Annotated in this window: 17 protein-coding genes and 8 pseudogenes; 10 read left to right on the plus strand and 15 right to left on the minus strand. The window is 68.2% G+C overall.

Annotation, left to right across the window (positions count from 1 at the left end; all coding sequences use genetic code 11):
* The first annotated feature begins 39 nt into the window (after positions 1-39).
* Together OG978_RS01830 and OG978_RS01835 are read left to right on the plus strand one after the other, a co-directional pair.
* A complete protein-coding gene (locus OG978_RS01830; protein ID WP_326763491.1) occupies positions 40-912 on the plus strand; it encodes a carotenoid oxygenase family protein in 873 nt (290 codons plus the stop codon).
* A 123-nt stretch (positions 913-1035) separates the two neighbouring features.
* Complete coding sequence (locus OG978_RS01835; protein WP_326763492.1) at positions 1036-1752, plus strand: hydrolase; 717 nt, start codon at positions 1036-1038, stop codon at positions 1750-1752.
* Positions 1753-1827: 75 nt separating this feature from the next.
* Here the strand turns inward: OG978_RS01835 and OG978_RS01840 are convergent.
* Both OG978_RS01840 and OG978_RS01845 read right to left on the minus strand, forming a co-directional pair.
* Positions 1828-2710, minus strand: a pseudogene (locus tag OG978_RS01840) (helix-turn-helix transcriptional regulator); the annotation flags it as partial.
* A 206-nt stretch (positions 2711-2916) separates the two neighbouring features.
* A pseudogene (locus OG978_RS01845) lies at positions 2917-3330 on the minus strand (transcriptional regulator); the annotation flags it as partial.
* Between the two features lie 52 nt (positions 3331-3382).
* Here OG978_RS01845 and OG978_RS01850 point away from each other — a divergent pair.
* Complete coding sequence (locus OG978_RS01850; protein WP_326763494.1) at positions 3383-3607, plus strand: hypothetical protein; 225 nt, start codon at positions 3383-3385, stop codon at positions 3605-3607.
* A 285-nt stretch (positions 3608-3892) separates the two neighbouring features.
* On the opposite strand, the gene OG978_RS01855 is transcribed toward OG978_RS01850, so the two are convergent.
* Both OG978_RS01855 and OG978_RS01860 read right to left on the minus strand, forming a co-directional pair.
* Entirely contained in the window at positions 3893-5944 is a 2052-nt protein-coding gene (locus tag OG978_RS01855; protein ID WP_326763495.1) for a phosphocholine-specific phospholipase C, read from the minus strand.
* Between the two features lie 702 nt (positions 5945-6646).
* A complete protein-coding gene (locus OG978_RS01860; RefSeq protein ID WP_326763496.1) occupies positions 6647-7003 on the minus strand; it encodes a DUF6247 family protein in 357 nt (118 codons plus the stop codon).
* Between the two features lie 128 nt (positions 7004-7131).
* Here OG978_RS01860 and OG978_RS01865 point away from each other — a divergent pair, with 128 nt between their 5' ends.
* Positions 7132-8139, plus strand: a complete 1008-nt coding sequence (locus OG978_RS01865; protein ID WP_326763497.1) for a DUF7691 family protein — start codon at positions 7132-7134, stop codon at positions 8137-8139.
* A 102-nt stretch (positions 8140-8241) separates the two neighbouring features.
* On the opposite strand, the pseudogene OG978_RS01870 reads toward OG978_RS01865, so the two are convergent.
* Positions 8242-8355: pseudogene (locus OG978_RS01870) on the minus strand (transcriptional regulator); the annotation flags it as partial.
* Here OG978_RS01870 and OG978_RS01875 point away from each other — a divergent pair.
* Positions 8345-9242 (plus strand): annotated as a pseudogene (locus OG978_RS01875) (IS110 family transposase); the annotation flags it as partial. The pseudogenes OG978_RS01870 and OG978_RS01875 sit on opposite strands and share 11 nt — an antisense overlap.
* On the opposite strand, the gene OG978_RS01880 reads toward OG978_RS01875, so the two are convergent.
* From OG978_RS01880 to OG978_RS01890, 3 genes and pseudogenes are all read right to left on the minus strand, one after another.
* Positions 9235-9723 (minus strand): hypothetical protein, encoded by a 489-nt coding sequence (locus OG978_RS01880; RefSeq protein ID WP_326763499.1) that lies wholly within the window; start codon positions 9721-9723, stop codon positions 9235-9237. The pseudogene OG978_RS01875 and the gene OG978_RS01880 sit on opposite strands and share 8 nt — an antisense overlap.
* Positions 9724-10274: 551 nt before the next feature.
* Positions 10275-10472, minus strand: a pseudogene (locus OG978_RS01885) (IS982 family transposase); the annotation flags it as partial.
* Positions 10473-10499: 27 nt separating this feature from the next.
* Positions 10500-11054 carry an ABATE domain-containing protein gene (locus OG978_RS01890; protein ID WP_326763500.1) on the minus strand — a complete coding sequence of 185 codons (555 nt, stop codon included), beginning with the start codon at positions 11052-11054 and terminating at the stop codon, positions 10500-10502.
* A 104-nt stretch (positions 11055-11158) separates the two neighbouring features.
* Here OG978_RS01890 and OG978_RS01895 point away from each other — a divergent pair, with 104 nt between their 5' ends.
* Both OG978_RS01895 and OG978_RS01900 read left to right on the plus strand, forming a co-directional pair.
* Positions 11159-11452, plus strand: coding sequence for a hypothetical protein (locus OG978_RS01895; protein ID WP_326763501.1), 294 nt, complete (start codon positions 11159-11161; stop codon positions 11450-11452).
* A 26-nt stretch (positions 11453-11478) separates the two neighbouring features.
* The gene (locus OG978_RS01900) at positions 11479-12564 is read left to right on the plus strand and encodes a DNA alkylation repair protein (protein WP_326763502.1); all 1086 of its coding nucleotides are present in this window, start codon (positions 11479-11481) and stop codon (positions 12562-12564) included.
* A 201-nt stretch (positions 12565-12765) separates the two neighbouring features.
* Here OG978_RS01900 and OG978_RS01905 read toward each other — a convergent pair.
* Positions 12766-12882: pseudogene (locus OG978_RS01905) on the minus strand (type I-E CRISPR-associated endoribonuclease Cas2); the annotation flags it as partial.
* On the opposite strand from OG978_RS01905, the gene OG978_RS01910 reads away from it, so the two are divergent.
* Positions 12868-13296, plus strand: a complete 429-nt coding sequence (locus tag OG978_RS01910; protein ID WP_326770309.1) for a hypothetical protein — start codon at positions 12868-12870, stop codon at positions 13294-13296. The pseudogene OG978_RS01905 and the gene OG978_RS01910 overlap by 15 nt on opposite strands.
* Here OG978_RS01910 and OG978_RS01915 read toward each other — a convergent pair.
* Together OG978_RS01915 and OG978_RS01920 are read right to left on the minus strand one after the other, a co-directional pair.
* A complete protein-coding gene (locus tag OG978_RS01915) occupies positions 13244-13831 on the minus strand; it encodes a hypothetical protein (protein WP_326763503.1) in 588 nt (195 codons plus the stop codon). The genes OG978_RS01910 and OG978_RS01915 overlap by 53 nt on opposite strands.
* A gap of 48 nt (positions 13832-13879) precedes the next feature.
* The gene (locus tag OG978_RS01920; RefSeq protein ID WP_326770310.1) at positions 13880-14242 is read right to left on the minus strand and encodes a hypothetical protein; all 363 of its coding nucleotides are present in this window, start codon (positions 14240-14242) and stop codon (positions 13880-13882) included.
* Here OG978_RS01920 and OG978_RS01925 point away from each other — a divergent pair.
* A pseudogene (locus OG978_RS01925) lies at positions 14165-14350 on the plus strand (DUF6192 family protein); the annotation flags it as partial. The gene OG978_RS01920 and the pseudogene OG978_RS01925 sit on opposite strands and share 78 nt — an antisense overlap.
* 57 nt (positions 14351-14407) lie before the next feature.
* On the opposite strand, the gene OG978_RS01930 reads toward OG978_RS01925, so the two are convergent.
* From OG978_RS01930 to OG978_RS01940, 3 genes and pseudogenes are all read right to left on the minus strand, one after another.
* Complete coding sequence (locus OG978_RS01930) at positions 14408-15700, minus strand: cation:proton antiporter domain-containing protein (RefSeq protein ID WP_326763504.1); 1293 nt, start codon at positions 15698-15700, stop codon at positions 14408-14410.
* 192 nt (positions 15701-15892) lie between these two features.
* Positions 15893-16024, minus strand: a pseudogene (locus OG978_RS01935) (IS256 family transposase); the annotation flags it as partial.
* Between the two features lie 63 nt (positions 16025-16087).
* Positions 16088-16687 (minus strand): NADPH-dependent FMN reductase, encoded by a 600-nt coding sequence (locus OG978_RS01940; protein ID WP_326763505.1) that lies wholly within the window; start codon positions 16685-16687, stop codon positions 16088-16090.
* A gap of 113 nt (positions 16688-16800) precedes the next feature.
* Between OG978_RS01940 and OG978_RS01945 the strand changes: the two genes are divergently transcribed.
* Positions 16801-17637 carry a helix-turn-helix domain-containing protein gene (locus tag OG978_RS01945; RefSeq protein WP_326763506.1) on the plus strand — a complete coding sequence of 279 codons (837 nt, stop codon included), beginning with the start codon at positions 16801-16803 and terminating at the stop codon, positions 17635-17637.
* Positions 17638-18168: 531 nt separating this feature from the next.
* On the opposite strand, the gene OG978_RS01950 is transcribed toward OG978_RS01945, so the two are convergent.
* Positions 18169-18438 carry a hypothetical protein gene (locus OG978_RS01950; RefSeq protein ID WP_326763507.1) on the minus strand — a complete coding sequence of 90 codons (270 nt, stop codon included), beginning with the start codon at positions 18436-18438 and terminating at the stop codon, positions 18169-18171.
* Positions 18439-18735: the final 297 nt, after the last annotated feature.

The following is an 18735-nucleotide window of genomic DNA, read 5'->3' on the forward strand; positions in this document are numbered from 1 at the left end:
GTTGCGCTCGACGGCTGACGACGAGATGGTCTTCTGACGTTGCGTCAATCCCGTCCAGAGGCCCTGGGATGTCACTGGCCATCGGTCAGTCGGGGGTGGCAGCTCGAGGTCCCGGGGGCCACCGCCTCCCTCAAGCACGACTTCGCGATCACCCGCCACCGCGTGGTGTTCGTCGAGGGCACCGTCACCTTCGACCCGACCGAGCGCTCCGGCATCCCCTACGGCTGGAACGACGACCAGCCGGCCCACATCGGCGTCATGCCCCGCGGCCCACAGGGCGCCGGGAAGATCCGCTGGTTCGACATCGAACCCGGCAACATGCTGCACGTCGCCAACGCCTGCGAGGACACCGAAGGCCGCGTCGCGCTTGAGGGCCCGACCGTGGAGCGGGAGGGCTTCCAGCGGTCCTGGAACTGGCGGGTCGGCGCCCCCGAACACGGGACGGAGCCCAACACGCGCTCGTACACTCGACGTTGGATCATAGACCTGGCCGCAGGAAGCGTCGACGAGCAGATCATCGACGACCTCGCCGTCGAATTCCCCACCCTCAACGAGGACTTCCTCGGCTCCGAACACCGCTACCAGTACGCCGTCTCCTTCCCCGACCAGCACGGATACGGCGGCTACGGCGTCGTCAAGTACGGCCGCACCACCGGCGCCCGCCGCATCCACCGGGTCGGCGACGCCCGCCTGCCCAGCGAGGCCGTCTTCGTCCCCGCCGCCCGCGCCACCCGCGAGGACGACGGCTACCTGCTCACCGTGGTATCCGACCTCAAGCAGGACGCCTCCCGGCTCCTGGTCCTCGACGCCTCCGGCCTCGACCGGATCGCCACCGTCCACCTCCCGCGCCTTGTCGCCGCGGGAATCCACGGCTCCTGGATCCCCGACACCGACGACGCGCCTGGCAGTTGAGCCCGACGCCCCTGGAGGACCCCCGTCCCCCAGGGGCGTGCCCCGTCTTCCGGGAAGGCGGGGCACGGTGCGTACGTAGGGCGTGGCTAGGTAGCCGTCACCGACGCGAGGCAGCGCTCCGTGATGGGAACTTCGGTTCGGCGAGGGCCGATCGGCCTCTCGGGGAACCAGCGAGACCGGAGATTCATACATGGCAGCCCCAACGGCGTCACCTACACCGGCCTGGACGCACTGCTCACGCCCGAGAGGTCGGTCCTCCTGCTGATCGACCACCAGGGCGCGCAGTTCGCCGGGATGCACAGCATGGATCCCAACCTCGTGGTCAACAACGTGACCGCTTTGGCGAAGGGCGCCAAGCTGTTCGACGTGCCGACGATCCTCAGCACGGTCGTCGAGGACCGCGGCGGGCGGATCATCCGGCAGATCCAGGACGTCTTCCCCGACCAGAAGCCGATCGACCGCACCACGATCAACACCTGGGAGGACCAGCGGGTCGTCGACGCCGTCGCCGCCACCGGCCGCAAGGACCTCGTCATAGCCGGCCTGTGGACGGACATCTGCCTCGCCTTCCCGGCGATCCACGCGCTGGCCGACGGCTACCGGGTCTACGCGGTGACGGACGCGTCCGGCGCGACGACCGTCGAGGCGCACGAGCGCGGGGTCCAGCGCATGGTCCAGGCGGGTGTCATCCCGATGACCGCCGGCACCGTCGTCTCGGAATGGCAGCGCGACTGGGCGCGCGAGGCGACCGTCCCTGGCATCAGCCAGATCATGTTCGACCACGGTGGCAGCTTCGGCACCAGCCTGGCCTGGGAGCTTCAGCTCCTCAGCCAGGACTGACAACGCGCATGGGGGCGGGTGGGTGGCAGCTCGCCCCCGCCCACCGAGCCCACCCCTCCCGCAGCAGTCACGCGGTCAGGTCGTCAGCGGCAGGTCGCGCAGTTGGCGGCGCGAGGTGATGCCGAGCTTGCGGAAGATGTTCCGCAGGTGGGCGTCGATGGTGCGCGGGCTCAGGAACAGCTGCGTGCCCACCTCCTTCGATGTCGCGCCCGTGGCGACCAGCCGGGCGATCTGGAACTCCTGCGCGGTGAGACGGGTAGGCGCGTCGCCGACCCGTTTCCGCGCGCGGGCGCCGGTCGCGGCGAGTTCCCGGACGGCCCGTGCTGCGAACGCCGCTGCCCCGAGCATGGACAACTGCTCGTACGCCGCCTGCAGCTCCACCCGCGCCTCGGACCGCCGGCCCTCGCGGCGCAGCCATTCGCCGTACACCAGTCGGGCGCGCGACGTGGGGGGCGCCGTCGCTGCGTGCGAGCCGCTCGATCGCCTCCCGGTACAGCTTCTCGGCGGCCGGCCCTTCGGTGAGCAGGGCCCGCGAGCGCAGCTCGGTCCCGAGCGCCCACGCGGAGCCGCTCGCGGCAGTGCGCTCGGACAGGAGCTTCATGACGGGCTCCGCGAGATCGCGGCGTCCGGCGTGCGTCGCGGCCTCGATGAACTCCACGGGTATCCAGGAGTGGAAGCTGATCTCGTCGAGATCGCCTGCCGCTTGGCACGCCTCGAGGGCGGCGTCGTAGCGGCCCAGGCCGTTGAGCAGTACGGTCCGGGCGTACTCGGTGGCGCTGAGGAGCCGTCCCTCGCCACGCGAGTCGGCGTCGCGGGTGGCGATGTGGGCGAGCCGGGTGGTGTTTTCCGCGTCGCCGCGCCACGCGGCGACGGTGACGTCGACGTGGAGCATGGCCGGGGTGCCGAGTTCCGCCGCGATCGCGTGCGCCTCGTCGACCAGCGCGGCGGCGTCGGCGAACGAGTCGGGGGCGGAGTACATACCGCGCCCAACGATCCCGTGCAGGAAGAACAGATCAATGGCGATGGCGTGCAGTTCCAGCGTGACACCACCCTCGCAGCTCTCCACGATCTCCCAGGCCCGGTCCACCACGACCGGCCACCGGCTTCGCACGTCGTGTGCCCTGCAGCAGTCAGGGGCTGGTCTGGGCTCGGGCTACGGGGCCGTCAGCTGGCCACTCGCGTCAGTGACGCACTCGTACTGCCGCACAGCGACCCCAGGTCAACGATCGTGTCCTCCCAGGCGTCGTCCAAGCCCTGCTGATCACCGGAGGCCCAGGCCACGACGATGCGCTCCCAGCGCGGACGTTCATCGTCCGGAACTCCACCACCCGTTGCAGAGGCATCGCCACCTGCGACTGGTTCAGCAGATGGAACTCCACCCGGATCCCGGGTCCCGCGCCCCTCACGGTTGAGACGAGCCAGGAGATGCCGGGCCACGTTGCGGCGGCACACCGTCCGGTAGGCGGCGTCGATGCGCTCCAGGTTGACCTTCGACGGCTGGCGTTTTCCCTCCAGCCACGCCGGCAGCGTCCGGTCGGTCACCGCCAGGCCGGCGTCCTTGGCCGCAGCACGGCTGCGCAGCGGGCCGGCGGTCAGATTCCGCTCACCCAGGACGACATGCCTGATGCCCATGAGCGACATCGCGACCTGCTCCCTCCGCGACTTCCACGCGATCCGAGCGGCCGCCTCTCAACAGCCGGAGACGCCGGCAGAACGCGTCGAACTCGTCCTGCTCCGCGAGGCCACCGGGTGGGACCGCTACGGCCGCAAGCAGCTCGCCCGCACCATGCGCGACCTGGACCGCGGACGGCGGGGCGGCAGCGGACGGGCCCGGGTCGCCGTCCACGCTCCGTGATCCAGAGTCCGGCGTGGAGGTGGTGCCCCGGAGGCTGACCGCGCTGGCCGGCGCCCGGCCGTCGGAGTCCGCGACCGCCAACGGCAACGCGGTCACCCAGACCGTCAAGCGCGCCTACGACGTGCGGGTGCGGTAGCCACACGGCCCGGCCGGTCAGGGTTCTCTTGCCGGTGTGCTTGCTCGTGCATGTGTCCAAGATCTTGGTGAATTCCGGCGCGTCGCGCTGATGCCTCGTCACATATGTGGCGTGTGCCCCTCCGTCCGTCGGGTGGTGGGGTGCGGGTCTCACACGGTTGCGATGCCCGGGTCGCTCACGCCGGTTTGACCATTCTCGACGTGCCCGGCCAGGCGCCGCAGGTATCCGGCGTTGCCCTCGACGACGACCGTCAGGTCGTACCAGCGCTTGGTGGCGCGCAGGTCAATGCTCTGCTCGACGGTGGCGCCGGCGCGGACCGTGTAGGTTTGGCGCTCGCCGCCGTAGGCGTTGGTCACGGTGAGGTGTGCGTCGGCGGTCGACGGGTTGGTCAGGGTGAGCTTCAGGTTGCCGGCGTCGTGGCGTGCCGTCACCTCCGGCTCGGCAGCTTTGTTATTGCCCTTGAAGGTGCGCAGGAAGCCGTTCGGTCCGTGGGCCGTGAGGTCGTAACTGCCGCCGGAGTATACCGAGTTCCAGCTGTCGGAGACGGGCTTCCCGGCTGCCGCTGTGTACGTCCACGGGCCGTCGGTGCGCTTCTGCGAGCGCACCTGGAAGGCGGCGCCCGCCTGGTCCCCTGCGCTGAACATCAGCTTGTACTTGCCGGTCGCGAGGTCTGCGGCCCCGTCGACGTAGGGAGCGTAGGAGAGCGGGCGGCTCGGCCGCGCCCCGGCCTCTTGCCGGGGCAGGGCGCCCTGGGCGGGTGGCCTCGGTACGTAGCTGTTGTGGCGGTCGCGGTCCGGCGGCGCGTAGCCCGCGGTGTCCGGCAGGTCAGCCGGGTCTGTGATCTTGAGGGAGAAGTCGAAGGCGGATGTGAGGTCACCGCAGATGGCGCGCCGCCATGGTGAAATGTTGGTCTCCTTCACTCCAAACCGGTTCTCCATGAAGCGCAGGATCGAGGTGTGGTCGAAGGTCTCCGAGCAGACGTATCCGCCGGTGGACCATGGCGAGACCACGATCATCGGGACGCGCTGCCCGAGGCCGTAGGGGCCTGCGGCGTATCCGACACTCCCCTTGTAGTGGTCGAGTGTGGTGTCGACGGTGGACAGGCCTTGGCTGGCGGAGGCCGGCGGGTAGGGCGGCACGACATGGTCGAAGTAGCCGTCGTTCTCGTCGTATGTGATGAACAGCGCGGTCCTGCTCCATACGTCGGGGTTCGAGGTGAGCGCGTCAAGGACATGCGAGATGTACCAAGCGCCATAATTTGCAGGCCAGTTGGGGTGTTCGGAGAACGCTTCGGGGGCGGCGATCCAGGAGATCTGCGGCAGTCTTGCGGCCTTGACGTCGGCTTTGAGGATGTCGAAGTATCCGTCTCCTGCCTTGGCGTTCGTGCCGGTGCGGGCTTTTTCGTACAGCGGGTCGCCGGGCTTGGCGTTGCGGTAGTTGTTGAAGTACAGCAGGGAGTTGTCGCCGTAGTTGCCGCGGTATGCGTCGTTGATCCAGCCCCAGCCGCCGGCCGCGTCGAGGCCGTCGCCAATGTCCTGGTACACCTTCCAGGAGATGCCTGCCTTCTCGAGGCGTTCGGCGTATGTCGTCCAGCCGTAGCCTGCTTCCTGGTTGCCGAGGACCGGGCCGCCGCCGGTGCCGTCGTTGCCGACGTGACCGGAGAGCATGTAGTAGCGGTTCGGGTCGGTCGCACCGATGAACGAGCAGTGGTAGTCGTCGCAGATGGTGAATTTGTCGGCGAGGGCGTAGTGGAACGGGATGTCGTCCCGTGTCAGGTACGCCATGGCGCCGGTGCCTTTGGCGGGGATCCAGTTATCGTACTTGCCGTTGTTGAACGCGTTGTGGCCGCCGGCCCAGTCGTGGTCGAGGCCCGCGATGAACTGCATGCCCAGGTCGTCGGCGTCCGGGTGGTAGGGCAGGGTTTCCTTGCCGCCGCTTGCCTGGTGCCATACCGGTTTACCGCTGGGCAGTGTCACCGGGCGGGGGTCCCCGAAGCCCCGGACGCCCTTCATCGACCCGAAGTAATGATCGAAGGAACGGTTCTCCTGCATGAGGACGACGATGTGTTCGATGTCCTGGACGGTTCCGCTGCGGCGCGCCGCGGGGATGGCGGCGGCGCGGTCGATGGAGCCGGATAGGGCGGCGAACCCCGTAGTAGCTCCGGCGATTTGGAGGAAGCGACGCCGATTGATTTCGGTCATGGTTGTGGGGGTCCTCCTGTTGCTTCGGTGATGTCCGTCCACGAAGAGGGGCATACGGAGTATTCAAGAGGACCCGGGCCTGAGGAAAGTGCGCTGAGGTGACGGTCGCGCAAAATGTGGGCGGCTGGTGTGCGAGCCGTCAACGCGTCGCCGCACGTCGTGCCACATGTCCCGATCCACTGCCCGCGGATCGGCCTCCGTTCGGTAGGCCCAGGCGTCGTACACCATCGCGGTCTGCTCCCTTGCCGGGGCGTGCACGGACCGGCTCGGCCGGGGCGTCCTTACCGGTCGGACGATGCTCGTACGTCGCTGCTTCTCTGAGCTGCCGCAGGCGTTCGGTCATGTCCGGTTACCGGGCGGCGGACGGGAGCTCGCTAGGATCTGTCGTCAATGTGGACCCTCCTCGGCCTGGACGCCGCCGCGGCGAACGGCCAGCACGACTGACAACGTCCCGCCCCTGGCAGCTGCAATGCCAGGGGCGGGACAGGCGGTTGATCCAGTAGACGGCGGTGAGCTGTCCGACCGCTGCGGAACGGACGTCCTCGCCCTCGGGGTCACGGAGATCGAACGGCGGGAAGGACCACGGGTCGCGGCAGGCGATGTCCAGGACGTCCCGGAGCATCTCGCGGGCGTGATCGGGAAGTTCGCCGACGGTGCCTGCCGCAGGGGGTGACAGGCGTGCGGGCCAGGAGGGCCGGTCTTTCATGGGCGGGCCCCGAGGACCTGGTCCAGGTCGACGCCGTCGGAGTCGTCGCAGCCGCCCGCGAAGTACGCGCCCACGACCGGGGCGGCGGCGAGCCGGGCCCGCCACGTGTCCACGACACCGTGCAGCGGGGCGAGGCTGCAGCCGTGGCAGGCATCGTCCAACGCCCGGACCCAGTCCTGCTCGAACGCGGGCACCCACGTGGCGGCGCGGCGGTCGGCGCACAGCTGGGCGGCGGCGTCCGGGGCCGGCGGGGCGGGGTGTTCCTCGGGCTGCGCGCTCATCGGCACCTCCTGGTGGGGTCGACCGCCACGGTAGCCGTCGCCGGGGCGGTGGAAGAGGAGTCCGGCGCTCATTGCTGCGGCTCCGCCTCGTCGGGGAAGCGGATCACAGCGGCGGCCGGCTCCGGGATGTCCGTCCAGTCCTTGCCGAGCTTGACCTGTAGCCCGTTCTGGCCTGGGGGGTGTCAGTCCCTCTTGGCACCATGGCACTCAGGAGTCACAACATCTCCTACTCCACCGCCGACCAGGCAGACGTCCTCGCCTTCCCGGGCAGCAACGGCAACCTCACCGCGGACCAGCAGCGCTGCCTCTGCAACATGCGGAAGGCCGCCCGCGCGCGACAGGACGATCTCGACCACCAGGGCGTCGGCTGGGGCCTGCCCATCCCCGAGGCTCTCGATCACCTCCTGGCCGGGCACACCTCCTCGGCGGCGGAGTGTGCGGGAAACGCCTACTACTGCGCGTTGCAGATCATCATCGACCGCAATGCCTCCGACCCGTACACCCTGGGCGCCTACTCGAAGCCTTCGACGTTCTTCAGGCTGGTCGACGAGGAGATGCGCCGTCTGGGGGTGCCGGACGACCTGCTGCCCCACGGCTACCTCTACGGCGGACTGCCGGCCGGCTTCCCCCATATACCACACTCGTTGGACGGGTACCCGACCATCGGCCACCTGCCGCTGGCCAGGACCAAGCCCGCCGCCGACGCCTACCGCGCCGTTCTCGACCGCATGGACCCGGACTTCCGCCACGACGTCCAGGATCTCATCGAGAAGCTCGACTTCGAGCACGAGGAATGGCAGTCGGCGACGAGGAACGTCGACTGGTACACGCAGGACACCCTCTTCTTCAGCCTCATCTGTCCAACTCCCCCGGATCCGGCTGGTGGCGATCCGGCTGCGCAGGCCCCGGTCACCGCCGAGACGGTGAGAGCCGCGGTCAGCTGCGCGTGCCGACGGCGACGGCGCATCATCTGCGGCGGTCGTCACGGAGAGTCCGCCCTCAACCGCCCCAACCGGAGAAACGACGTTCCCCGATGCGCAAGCCTGCCGCAGGAGCCGGGACGGTCGCAGAACAACAATCACGGACGCCGTCTGCCGCTGCTGGGAAGCAGAAGCGGACGCCACCGTGGACGGCTGGGCCAGCGTAGGACTCACCGTCGCCCCCGCCCTGGAGACACCAGCACCGCGCCCCAGAATCCCTCCGCGTAGGGGGCTTCCTCGGCGTGGTTCCAGGCACTGGGAACCACGCCGAGGCATACGGTGACCGACCCGGGCTGTGAGACCCAGTGCGGTTGACAGGCGGGTGACTGTTCAGGCAGCGAAGCCGACGTTGGTGACGTACTCGTACTGCCCCCACTGCGACCCCAGGTCGACGATGTCCTCCCAGGCGTCGTCCAGGCCCTGCTGATCACCGGAGGCCGACGCCCGCGACGCGTTCATCATCGCGGACACCGCCCGCGCGATGCCCCACACGCTGCGTGCGATCGAGCCGGAGGTCGAGACGGTCGCCGAGCTGGAGATGATCGTGGGATTCGACAACTATCTCGCGGGCGAGGTGACCGGGTCGGGAACAGGCTCCGCGGCCTGCTCACCCAGATCCACCCGCACCTGGAGCGGGTGATCGCCCCCAGGATCCAGCACCCGGCCGTCCTCACGCTGCTGGAACGGTTCGGATCCCCGGCCCAGATCCGCAAGGCCGGACGCCGACGGTTGATCAACCTCATACGCCCGAAGGCCCCGATGATGGCCGAGCGCCTGGTCGAGGACATCTTCACCGCGCTCGACGAGCAGACCGTCATCGTCCCGGGCACGGACGCCTCAGCGCTGATCGTCCCCAGCCTCGCCACCTCGCTGACTGCCGTGCTCGACCAGCGCAAAATCTTGGCCGCCGGATCGAGGAGCTGCTGGAGGCCCAGCCTCTTTCCAAGGTCCTGACCTCGATGGCCGGCATCGGCGTCAGGACCCGAGCCCGCACCCTCGTCAACGTCGGCGACGGCAGTAACTTCCCCTCCGCCGCCCACCTCGCCGCCTACGCCGGCCTCGCCCCGGCGACCCGGAACTCCGGGTCCTCGATCCGCGGCGAGCAACCGTCCCGACGCGGGAACAAACAGCTCAAGAGGGCCTTCTTCCTGTCCGCTTTCGCAGCCCTGTCCGACCCCAGATCGAGGACCTGCTACGACAAGAAGATCGCCCAGAGAAAGCACCACACCCAAGCCCTCCTCCACCTCACCAGACGACGAGCCGATGTCCTCATCACGATGCTCCGCGACGGCACCTTCTACGAACCACGGCCAACGGCGGCGGTCATCTGACCAGCGGTTCCGCCAGCAGAACCACCTGATCGTTCTCAACATCGAACCCGAGTACCGGATGGCTGTAAGCACCGCCCTCGGAATACACCACCACCGGCTTGCCCAGCCGCCGCCCGATCGCGGTGAGAAAGCCGCAGAACATGTCAAGTCGCTCCTGGCCCTGGAGTTCCCGCAGATCAACATCGAAGTCGATCTCCTCCACCGAATAGAAACGGAAGATCGCCAACACATCGGCAGTCGGCCAGACCCGCAGCTCTGGGCACTCGGCGTCAGCCAGGCGAGACAACACCGCCTCCGCCCGAGGCACCGGCAGCACAGTCTCGCCTTCGGAGTACTGGCACATCCAGCCGCTCGCGCCGACGAGATCGAGGACCGCCTGCCAGTCCTCCATCGAGGTCTCGGGAACAAGCACGTCCGGCAACGACCCCATCAGATCAGGGTCGAAGAAGCCTTTGACGTCTTCCCACAGCAGATCAGCCACCCCGTCATCCTGCCCGCCACACCCTCACGAGGCAGCCCGATTTCCTTGACCGAACCCATAGAGGCACCCCCGGGGACGCTGTGGCGAATGCAGATGTCGAGCCCGGCGCGAGCTTCAGCTCGCACCGGGCTCTCCTGTCCAGGCTGGTGCTGAGGTGCGAGGATGCGTAAGTGGTGACAGAAGCAGAGTGGGAGCGAGTTCAAGGTGAGCTGCGCTTCGGTCAGGTCTTCACAGGCACTGTCGTCCGGGTGCCCAGGCCCGGGGCGATCGGTGTCTTCGTGGACATCGGCCTCAGTGTCGGAGGGTTCGTCGACATCGTGCTTCTGCCTCGTCGCCGAAGCAAGGATTGGCCTGCCGAGGGGACTGTGACCGACTTCGAGGTCTGGTGGGTGCACAGTAATCATCAGCAGATACGGCTGAAGCCGTCTGATCCGCAGTACCTGTGCGAGGACTTCGCCGATTTCGTTGCCCGATTCAGGCCCACTTGGCCATCCGAAATCGGCACATCTGTAAGGGTGCCGAGGCCATCAACTCCGTAGCACTGATCAGCGGGCATGGCGGAGCCACCGGGCCTCGGAGGTGAAGCCGAGCATGGCCTGCGTCATCGCGAGCGTGACCAGCTCGGCGTCGGTGAGCTTCGGGGCGATACCCACCGCCGGCCGCCACGGAGCAAGCTGCGGCGAACCTTTCAGCAGGTCGTCGGTCTCCGCATAGAGTGCGGTCGCGAGGGAGTCCAAGTCTGGTGTCATAACCTGATTTTGGGTTCCCTTGTCTCATCAGCTGCGGGTTCCCGTTTCTCGTGGCTGGCGCCGGGTGGACCTCGCCCGGTTGCCGCAGCCGAGGGAACACCATGCCTGGTCACGGCGCCTGGCCAGGAAGAACATCCCGCAACTGGGAGCGTGGCAGCGCCGCACCCGCTGGCGGTCCGGACGCGCGGCCAGGACGAGCGTCTCGCGGGCGACGACGGCGTCGGCGCCGCCACCCTGTTCCTGCTGTGTGAGCAGGCCGTCGCCGGTCATCCGGATGACGACGGGGGCGGACGAGGCGAGTTCGTTCAAACGGGTCCGCAGGCTGTCGGTGAGCGGCCGCTGTCCGGCTGTCGCGTCCAGCGCGTCGCGGACCAACCCACGCAGCCGCTTCAGCTCCTCCAAGGGGAGGGCAACCAGTCTGCGGTCGGCGGCGCGGGCGCGCCATCGCCTGGTGAGTTCCCGATCGGCGAGGAAGTCGACGTCGCCGCGCGCCGGGCCTGCGCCGACGACGACGGTGTTGGCCAGGTCGAGGACCGGGTCCTCGCCGATCCACGGCATTTCCTGCAGGTCCCGGATGGTCATGCCCCTCAATCTACTGGATTCAGGTCAGCGAACCCGCGATAACTTCAGCTCACGGATTTGATCCACTAAATCCGTGAGTCACGTGATCGTCGAAGGGTGATGCCATGAGTACGACCATCGAGTACGTCAGGTTCGACACCGACGACCCCGCCGCCCTCATCGCCCACCGAGAGCAGCTCGTCGAACTACTCAAGGAGCACTACGGCGACGGCTTTCAGGGCGCCCACCTCGCCCAGTTCGACGACGGCACCGTCCTGGACTTCATCATCTGGTCGTCCGCCGCCGTCGCCGAGCGCGCAGCCAAGGAAATGCCGACCGACCCCAGGGCGCAGGGCTTCTTCAGCCGAATCGGCACCGTGCACGAGATGCGGCACGCTCAGGTGCTGCACACCGCATAGCCCCCGAGATCAAGGAGAATGACGCCGTGCCCTCGGCAGACGAACTACTCGGCGCGGACACCGTCGCCGACCTCGCCCGATGCCTCACGCGAGCCGGTGACGGGATCACGGCGCATGAGACCCGGGGGTGCGGCGCAGTCCTGAACGGGCTGAGCTTCACCGAGCGTGTCACCGTGATCAGAAATGCCGTCCTGGCTGATCTTCCGGCGGACTACCCTGCCTTCGCGAACGTGTTGCGCGCCGCACTGCGGGACAGCGATTTCACCGGTTGGATGATCTTCCCTGTCACCGAGGCCGTCGCCGTACGTGGCCGGGACGTCTTCGAACCGGCGCTCGCCCTGCTTGCAGAACTCACCCCGCGCCTGACCGCGGAGATCGCCGTCCGGCCCTTCCTCCGTGCCGACCTGGAACGCGCGCTCCGGGTCATGACGCCGTGGACCGCGCATCCCGACCTCCACGTCCGCCGACTGGCCAGTGAGGGCACGCGGCCAAGACTGCCCTGGGCGCCCCAGCTTCCGGAGCTGCTCGCGGATCCGACACCCACACTGCCCCTGCTCGACGCGCTGTACCGGGATGACTCCGAATACGTCCGCAGATCAGTGGCCAACCACCTCAACGACATCAGCCGTGACCACCCCAACATCGCCACTGGTGTCGCGGCGCGCTGGCTGAGCGAGCCGGCACCGACGACGACCCGGTTGGTACGGCACGGCCTGCGGACCCTGATCAAGTCCGGCCACGCCGGAGCCCTTACGCTGCTCGGCCACTCCCCGGACAGTCCCGTCGCTGTCGAGGGCCCGCACGCCCACGCCTCAGAGATCCGGGTCGGCGACTATCTGCTGTTCGACTACTCGGTGACCAACGCCCACAATCAGACCGCTCACCTCGTCATCGACTACGTCGTCCACCATATGAAAGCCAACGGGACCCGCACTCCCAAGGTCTTCAAACTCACCACGCGGTCCCTGGCTCCCGGCGAGACGTGGCGCGCGACACGCAGACACTCCTTCAAGCCGATCAGCACGCGGCGATACCACCCGGGTGTCCATCTGGTGCAGCTCCAGGTCAACGGCCGATCCCACGGGGAAGCCTCGTTCACGCTGCTCTGCTGAGGGCAACCGCCTCGCATCCTGCTTCGGTGGCGTATCCGCCATCGCGCCGCCACCCTCATGGGGCTTCCGGTCGGGGGTGGCGCCGTGGAGAACGGCGGCCTCATGGGCATCGCGGGCGGCCTGGGCGGCGTCGCTGTGGCAGCTCCAGCCGTGGAGGGCTCGCCTCCGCTCTCGCGGAGAGCACCTTTCTGACCTGGCACGTTAGAGAGGGTTTGCCATCTCCTGAATTTCTCGCTGGAAGGCGATCAGGGTGAGGCCGTCGAAGTCGAGGGGTTCGCGGCGGCGGGTGCCTGCTGTTCGTAGTTGGAAGCCCTGCTCGCCGACACCACCATCGACACCGCCGGCCGCGTCTCCAGCCGGCTCCTTGCGGCGCAGGCCCGCAACGCCCGCCCCGCAGTCGAAGCAGCACGGCGGCAATGGTTCGAGCGAGCTGCGTTTGTCACCGATGTCTTCACCGAGAACCCGGACCTGGACACCGACCGCACCCGCCTCCTGGTCGCCCGGGCCCTGGACCGCCTTGCCTCGGTGCCGATGTGCGAGAGCCACCTCGACCACGGGATGCCCAACGCGTTCCCTTCCGGGGTGATCGACTGGCAGCACCACGCCCTCGCCCCGCTCGGCTACGACGTCTACCCGATGGACATCGCCGCGTTCAAGGGCGGCAACAAGGGCTACACCTTCACGCGGTCGGGCCGTCGAACCGGTCCCACTCCCTGTAGTCGTCGCCCGTGACGAGGATGGGCCACCGGTCGGGGTCGGCGCCCTCGGTGAGCCAGTAGAACGAGGTCCGCTGCTCTGTGCTCGCCCACTGCAGCAGGCCTCCCGGGGCCGGGTAGAGGTGGTACGGCTCCCATGGCTCGCCACTGTCCTCTGCGGCCGCCCGGGCCCAGAACTCGTTGAACTCGACGAGGTCGAGGCTGCCGGGCGGGCCGTTGGGAATCAGGAGGCCGAGGTAGTCATCGAAGTCGCCGTAGCCGAACCGCTCGACCAGTTCCTTGTAGTCTCTGGGCAACGCTGTCCCGAGCCGGGACTCGACCGTCGCCCAGTCGACAGCGGCGTCGCCCCGCTCCCGTGTCCATCCAGTGACGGCGGCGACCTCGTCCACCCAGGACCTCTCCTCCGTCGGCCCGTCCGGCTGCTCCTTCGGAACGGCTTTCGCCACCGGCTGCTGCGATGTTCCGACCTGCCCGCCCGGCTGCCGAGGTACGGCCTCCGCGTCCGGCTGCTGCTGCACAGCCTGCCCGGCCACCAGCACGACGGGCCTCACGACCCCGTCGGCCCGGACCGCACCACAGCCGATCCACCAGTCGGCGTACTACCACGCGCGCATCTCGACGACCTGGTCCTCGAAAGGGGTGAGGAGCGGTGCTCCGTTGCGTCCGATCACCGTCGGATCGACGTACTCGTCCATGGCCAGGTTACGCAACCGTCCGTACTGGACGGTCAGTTCCTTGCTCAAAGCCCTCAGGTCGACGGCCTCATCCGCTGGTAGGCAGGCATGGTCCGCACCATGACCGGCCCGGCCGCACAGCAAGTCTTGCCGGTTGTGAGCCACCAGGGTGTGAACGGCAGCAAGCAGTTCCTGTTCATCCATGACCGGGCAGTCAAGCTGCTGCGGCGTCCGGATGTCGCGTTCCGCGCGGTGTCGGACGACACTGCCCGCCACCAAGTCAACCACGCCCAGGAGCGGGGCCGACAGGCCCGCGAGCACTTCAAGGAGACCAGCCCCGTCGCGCCGGCGGTCCGCAGCATCGACCGGTCGGTGGAGCTCCTGGACCTGGTCACCACCCTTGGTGTCGACGACCAGGTGCCGCTTGCGGGCGGTCGCGCATGCCCGGCTGGGTCATACATGTCCGTCTCGCCTGCCGTGCCGGTGATACTTGGCGGCGCCTGCCACCATCCCCCGGATAGGCAGTTCATCCACGGTCGGGCCGACCGGGGGCGGGCCGGTGACGGCTTCCGCTCTTCCGTAACGTTGGGCGAGAGGAGCGGAGACGATGCCGTGTGCGAAGACACTGAGCAGCACGGTGCAGGCGACCACCGGGACGATCGTCTGCGAGGCTGACGGTTCCAGTTCCTCGACCGCCAGCAGGCCGAAGATGACGGACGCCAGCCCGCGTGGGCCGAACCAGCCCACGAACAGGACGGTTTTCCTGTCCAGGCCGCTTCCGGCCAAGGACAGGGCCACTGGCACCATGCGTACCACCGTCAGGCTCAGCGCCGCGTAGAGCACCGCCTGCCAGGTGAGGTGATGGACGGCGGCCGGTACCAGTACGGCACCGAAGAGCAGCCACACCAGGACGGAAGACAGCGAAGCGGACTGCTCGACGAACAACAGCACGCGCCGTGGAGCGCCGTGCGTCGATCCGAAGGCCAGACCGGCGACAAAAGCGGCGACGAAGCCGTTGCCACCGATCGCGATGGCTGAGGTATAGCTCAGGAGGGCCAAAGCCAGGACGCCCGCTCCGGCGACATCCTCGGTGGCCCAGCCCCTGCGCAGGGCGGAGCGCAGCAGCCATCCGGCCGTCAGCCCGAGCACCGTGCCGTAGGCCAGACCGATGGCGAGTTCCACGAGGGCGCCTCCGGGGGCATGGGTTTCCGACGTACTCCCGGCCGCGGCGACTCCGGCCAGGGCGAGCACGACGAACGGGGTGGCGATACCGTCGTTCAGACCGCTCTCGACGTTGATGAGGCGGCGAATCCTCGCGGGCACCACCGGATTGACCATCATCGTGGCACCGAGCGCGGCGTCTGTCGGAGCGAGGGCGGCCGCTACGTACAGCGCAGCCCAGCCCGACACCCCGGGGAGGAGGCCCATGGCCAGCAGGGTACCGAGACCGATACACATCGGCAGCCCGAGCAACAGAAGTCGCACATACAGACCGAGCTCCGGGCGCAGGGCCCGGAATGACAGCCGTGCGGCATCGGTGAAGAGCACCCAGGCCAGCGTGACCTCGGCGAGTGTTCGCACCGTCCCGGGCGAGGGGGCCAGGTGCAGTACGCCGATTCCTTCGCCCAGCAGCAGACCCAGCAGCACGAACGCGACGGGGGCCGTGAGTTCGACGCGCGCCAGTCGCTGCGAGTACAGACCCCAGAGGAAGAGGAGAAGCAGGATCAGTGAGAAGGTTCCATCCACCCTGGACTCCGTAATCGAGGCAGCATCGTCCGCGAAGGCCCGATTCTCGGCGGGTGCGGCGTGCTGAGGATCCAACTGGGCAGAATGACTGCAGGTTTCACTCGACCAGTGGAATGCACCGACGATGCACGGCCGTACGCCATTTGCCGGGAAGGAATCTGTCAAACGAGCGGTGTATCGGGGTGGTTGGGTTCACTGGCGGCCTCCGGAGAGGCGGCCGTCGAAGGCGTTGAGTGCGGTCCTCCAGCGCATGGTCCAGCGGTCCTGGCCCTTGTTGGTGGGGTCCAGGCACATGATGGCCATGTCGACGCGCTTCAAGTCGGCGGACGCCTGTGAGGTCCTCGTAGCTCCGCTACGAGGACCTCACAGCAATGCAGCGAGCTGTGCTCACGCTGGGTAGGGAGCAACCTCGCGAGCTGACCGGAGCGCCTTCGCCCACCAGGCCAACTGATCGAGCATCGTCTTGGCGTACCCGGGGACCCCGGGGTCGAGCGGACGATCGTCCTGCCACGCCGTGAAGTAGTTCGGGAAGGCGAGACCGTCGCGAATCGTCACCGCGTGCAATTCGGTCAGCACGTTCTCCAGGTGCAGCACCGCGTGCCGGCCACCGGCTGCGCCGCCGTAGCTGACGAAGGCAACAGGCTTGGCCGTCCACTGGGTGAAGTGCCAGTCGATGGCTGCCTTCAGCGACGCGGGATAGCTGTGGTTGTACTCCGGCGTGACCACGATGAACGCATCAGCGCCCTCCAGAGTCGACGTCAGTGCCGCCATCCCGGCCGGACGAGGATATGCGTCGCCGGCGGACTTCGGCGATGCCGCAGGCAGGGACAAGGGGATGTCGATCTCGGCCAGATCGACGACGTCCACGTCGAAACCGCCGTGTATACCCGCCTGTTCAGCGACCCACGAAGCCACCACCGGCCCGAACCGCCCTTCGCGGACGCTTCCGACGATGATCACCAGCTTGTGCGTGTTCTTGTTCTCCATGCCCACCACGATCGGGCCGTTCCGTAACCACAACCAGACCGTGCCGAGGCTGGCCCCGGCAGGGCCACCCTCGGCACTCCACTCCAGGCGGGACAGCGTCCTACCCTCATGGCATGAGTACACCGCTGGGCGACTTCATCCGGGCCAAGCGTGACAGCATCCAGCCGGCCTCGCTGGGGCTGCCGGATCGCGGCCGCCGCCGATCACCGGGGCTGCGGCGCTCGGATCTCGCCACCCGGGCCGGTATCAGCGTCGAATACCTGACCCGCATGGAACAGGGCCGTGACCGCAATCCCTCGGTGGCGGTGATGAACGCGCTCGCCGACGCACTCAGTCTCGATCCCTCGGAGCGCAACCACCTGCGCTACCTCGCGAAGATCACCGGCGGCGAATGCGCCGCTCACGCCCGGCCCGCACCACCGCGCCGTGACGTGCGTCCGACCGTCCTGAAAACCCTCCGGCTACTTGAACCCGGCATCGCCATGGTGACCAACCGGCTGGGCGACGTCCTCGCCCACACAAGCGGATACGAGTCGGTGACGAGCGGAACCGGACTGCTCGACGGCGACAACCCAAACCTCACCCGCTTCGTCTTTACCGACTCCCGCGCCCGGACGTTCTTCGCCGACTGGGACGACATCGCGGACGAGCAGGCATTCGATCTGTGGCTCGGACCGTCCGTCGAGAACACCGAGTGGCTCACCGCGGAACTCGCGCCCCTCGCCGGCCCCGACTTCACACGGCGCATGAACCGTCACCTGGTTCCGCAACGCGGCGTCCTCCGGCTCAACCACCCGTCCGGCTGCCAACTCCAGCTGATCCGTGAGACGCTCGAACTCCCCTCGGATGCCCAACAACTGGTCGTCCTCCTCCCTGCGGACGAGGAAACCGCCCAGGCCGTCGACCAACTCCGCCACCGGCCACAGGGCCGGCTCCGCGCCATCTCGTAACACGCCTCGCCGAATCCGCCGACATCGCGCCGTGGTGAAGGTCTCTGCAGGAGCCGGAACGGGCCCGCCCCCGGCTGGCATCGACCCCGCACGTGCACCTGACACCCACGGCGAACCCGGCACACATCCGCCGTTCCGGAATACGGGCCACCAGCCTTATCGTCCGGTTCACCACTACGGCATCAGGCGGCGGACTGTTGTCCCGCGCTCGGTTGGATTGAGGCAGCAGGCCCGGGGGCGGCGGAGAGAATCGGCTCGGTCCGGCCGGCGAGGTGGCCGGGCCGGACCGAGGAAGGGGTAAGTGGGATCGTGAAGGACGGGTTGCCTGCCCGGTGAACGGTCCCATGAGGCTTCCGCCGTACGGTGCGGGGCTTGCCCCCAGGATGGCCGTGGCGGGCCAGGGCCATCGGGTGGGGCTGTCCGGACCGTGAGTGGAGGTGGCAGAGGCGGCCGCCGGCCTTCTGCTCGGTCAGCTTCTGGTGCTGTTCAGCCGCGTTCGGCCTGCGGACTGAAGGTCAGCCGGTTCGGCAGCTATCCGATGAACTGGAAGCTGAAGCCGCGGTTGCTGCGCTGCCCGGCGCTGTTGCCGGTGACGATGACGATCCGTCCGGGTTCGATGACGGCGGCCTGGGTGCTGTTCAGGGCGTACCAGCCGTCTCCCCAGACGTTGGAGGTGACGCTGGGCAGCGTCGTGAAGGGGTTCTGGAAGACGATGGAGTAGCGGCCTTCGTTCTCCCTGGTCACCCAGAAGTCGCCGCTGCCGCTGGCGGCGCTTCTGTCTGCGTTGACGTTGCCGAACACCAGGCGTCGGCCCGTCGCCGTGGTGCCGCAGCTCTGGCCGGAGCCGGTGGAGGGCCGGCCGACGGTACGGGTCAGCCCGAGCCTTTACCCATAGTCGTCGCGCAGCCAGATGCGGCGGGCTTCGCCCAGCCCCTGGAGGTCGAGGTTGTCGAATACGTGGCTGTCGTCACCGGAGCTGACGGTGACGGTGCGCGCTCCAGGCACCAGCCGTCGGTCCCGACGTAGCGGATGTATGCCGGGTAGCGGTCCAGGTCATCGGTGGTCAGCTGCGGTTCTCGGCGGCCTGGTCCCGAGCCG

It is taken from the genome of Streptomyces sp. NBC_01591 (assembly GCF_035918155.1).
Taxonomy (GTDB): Bacteria; Actinomycetota; Actinomycetes; order Streptomycetales; family Streptomycetaceae; genus Streptomyces.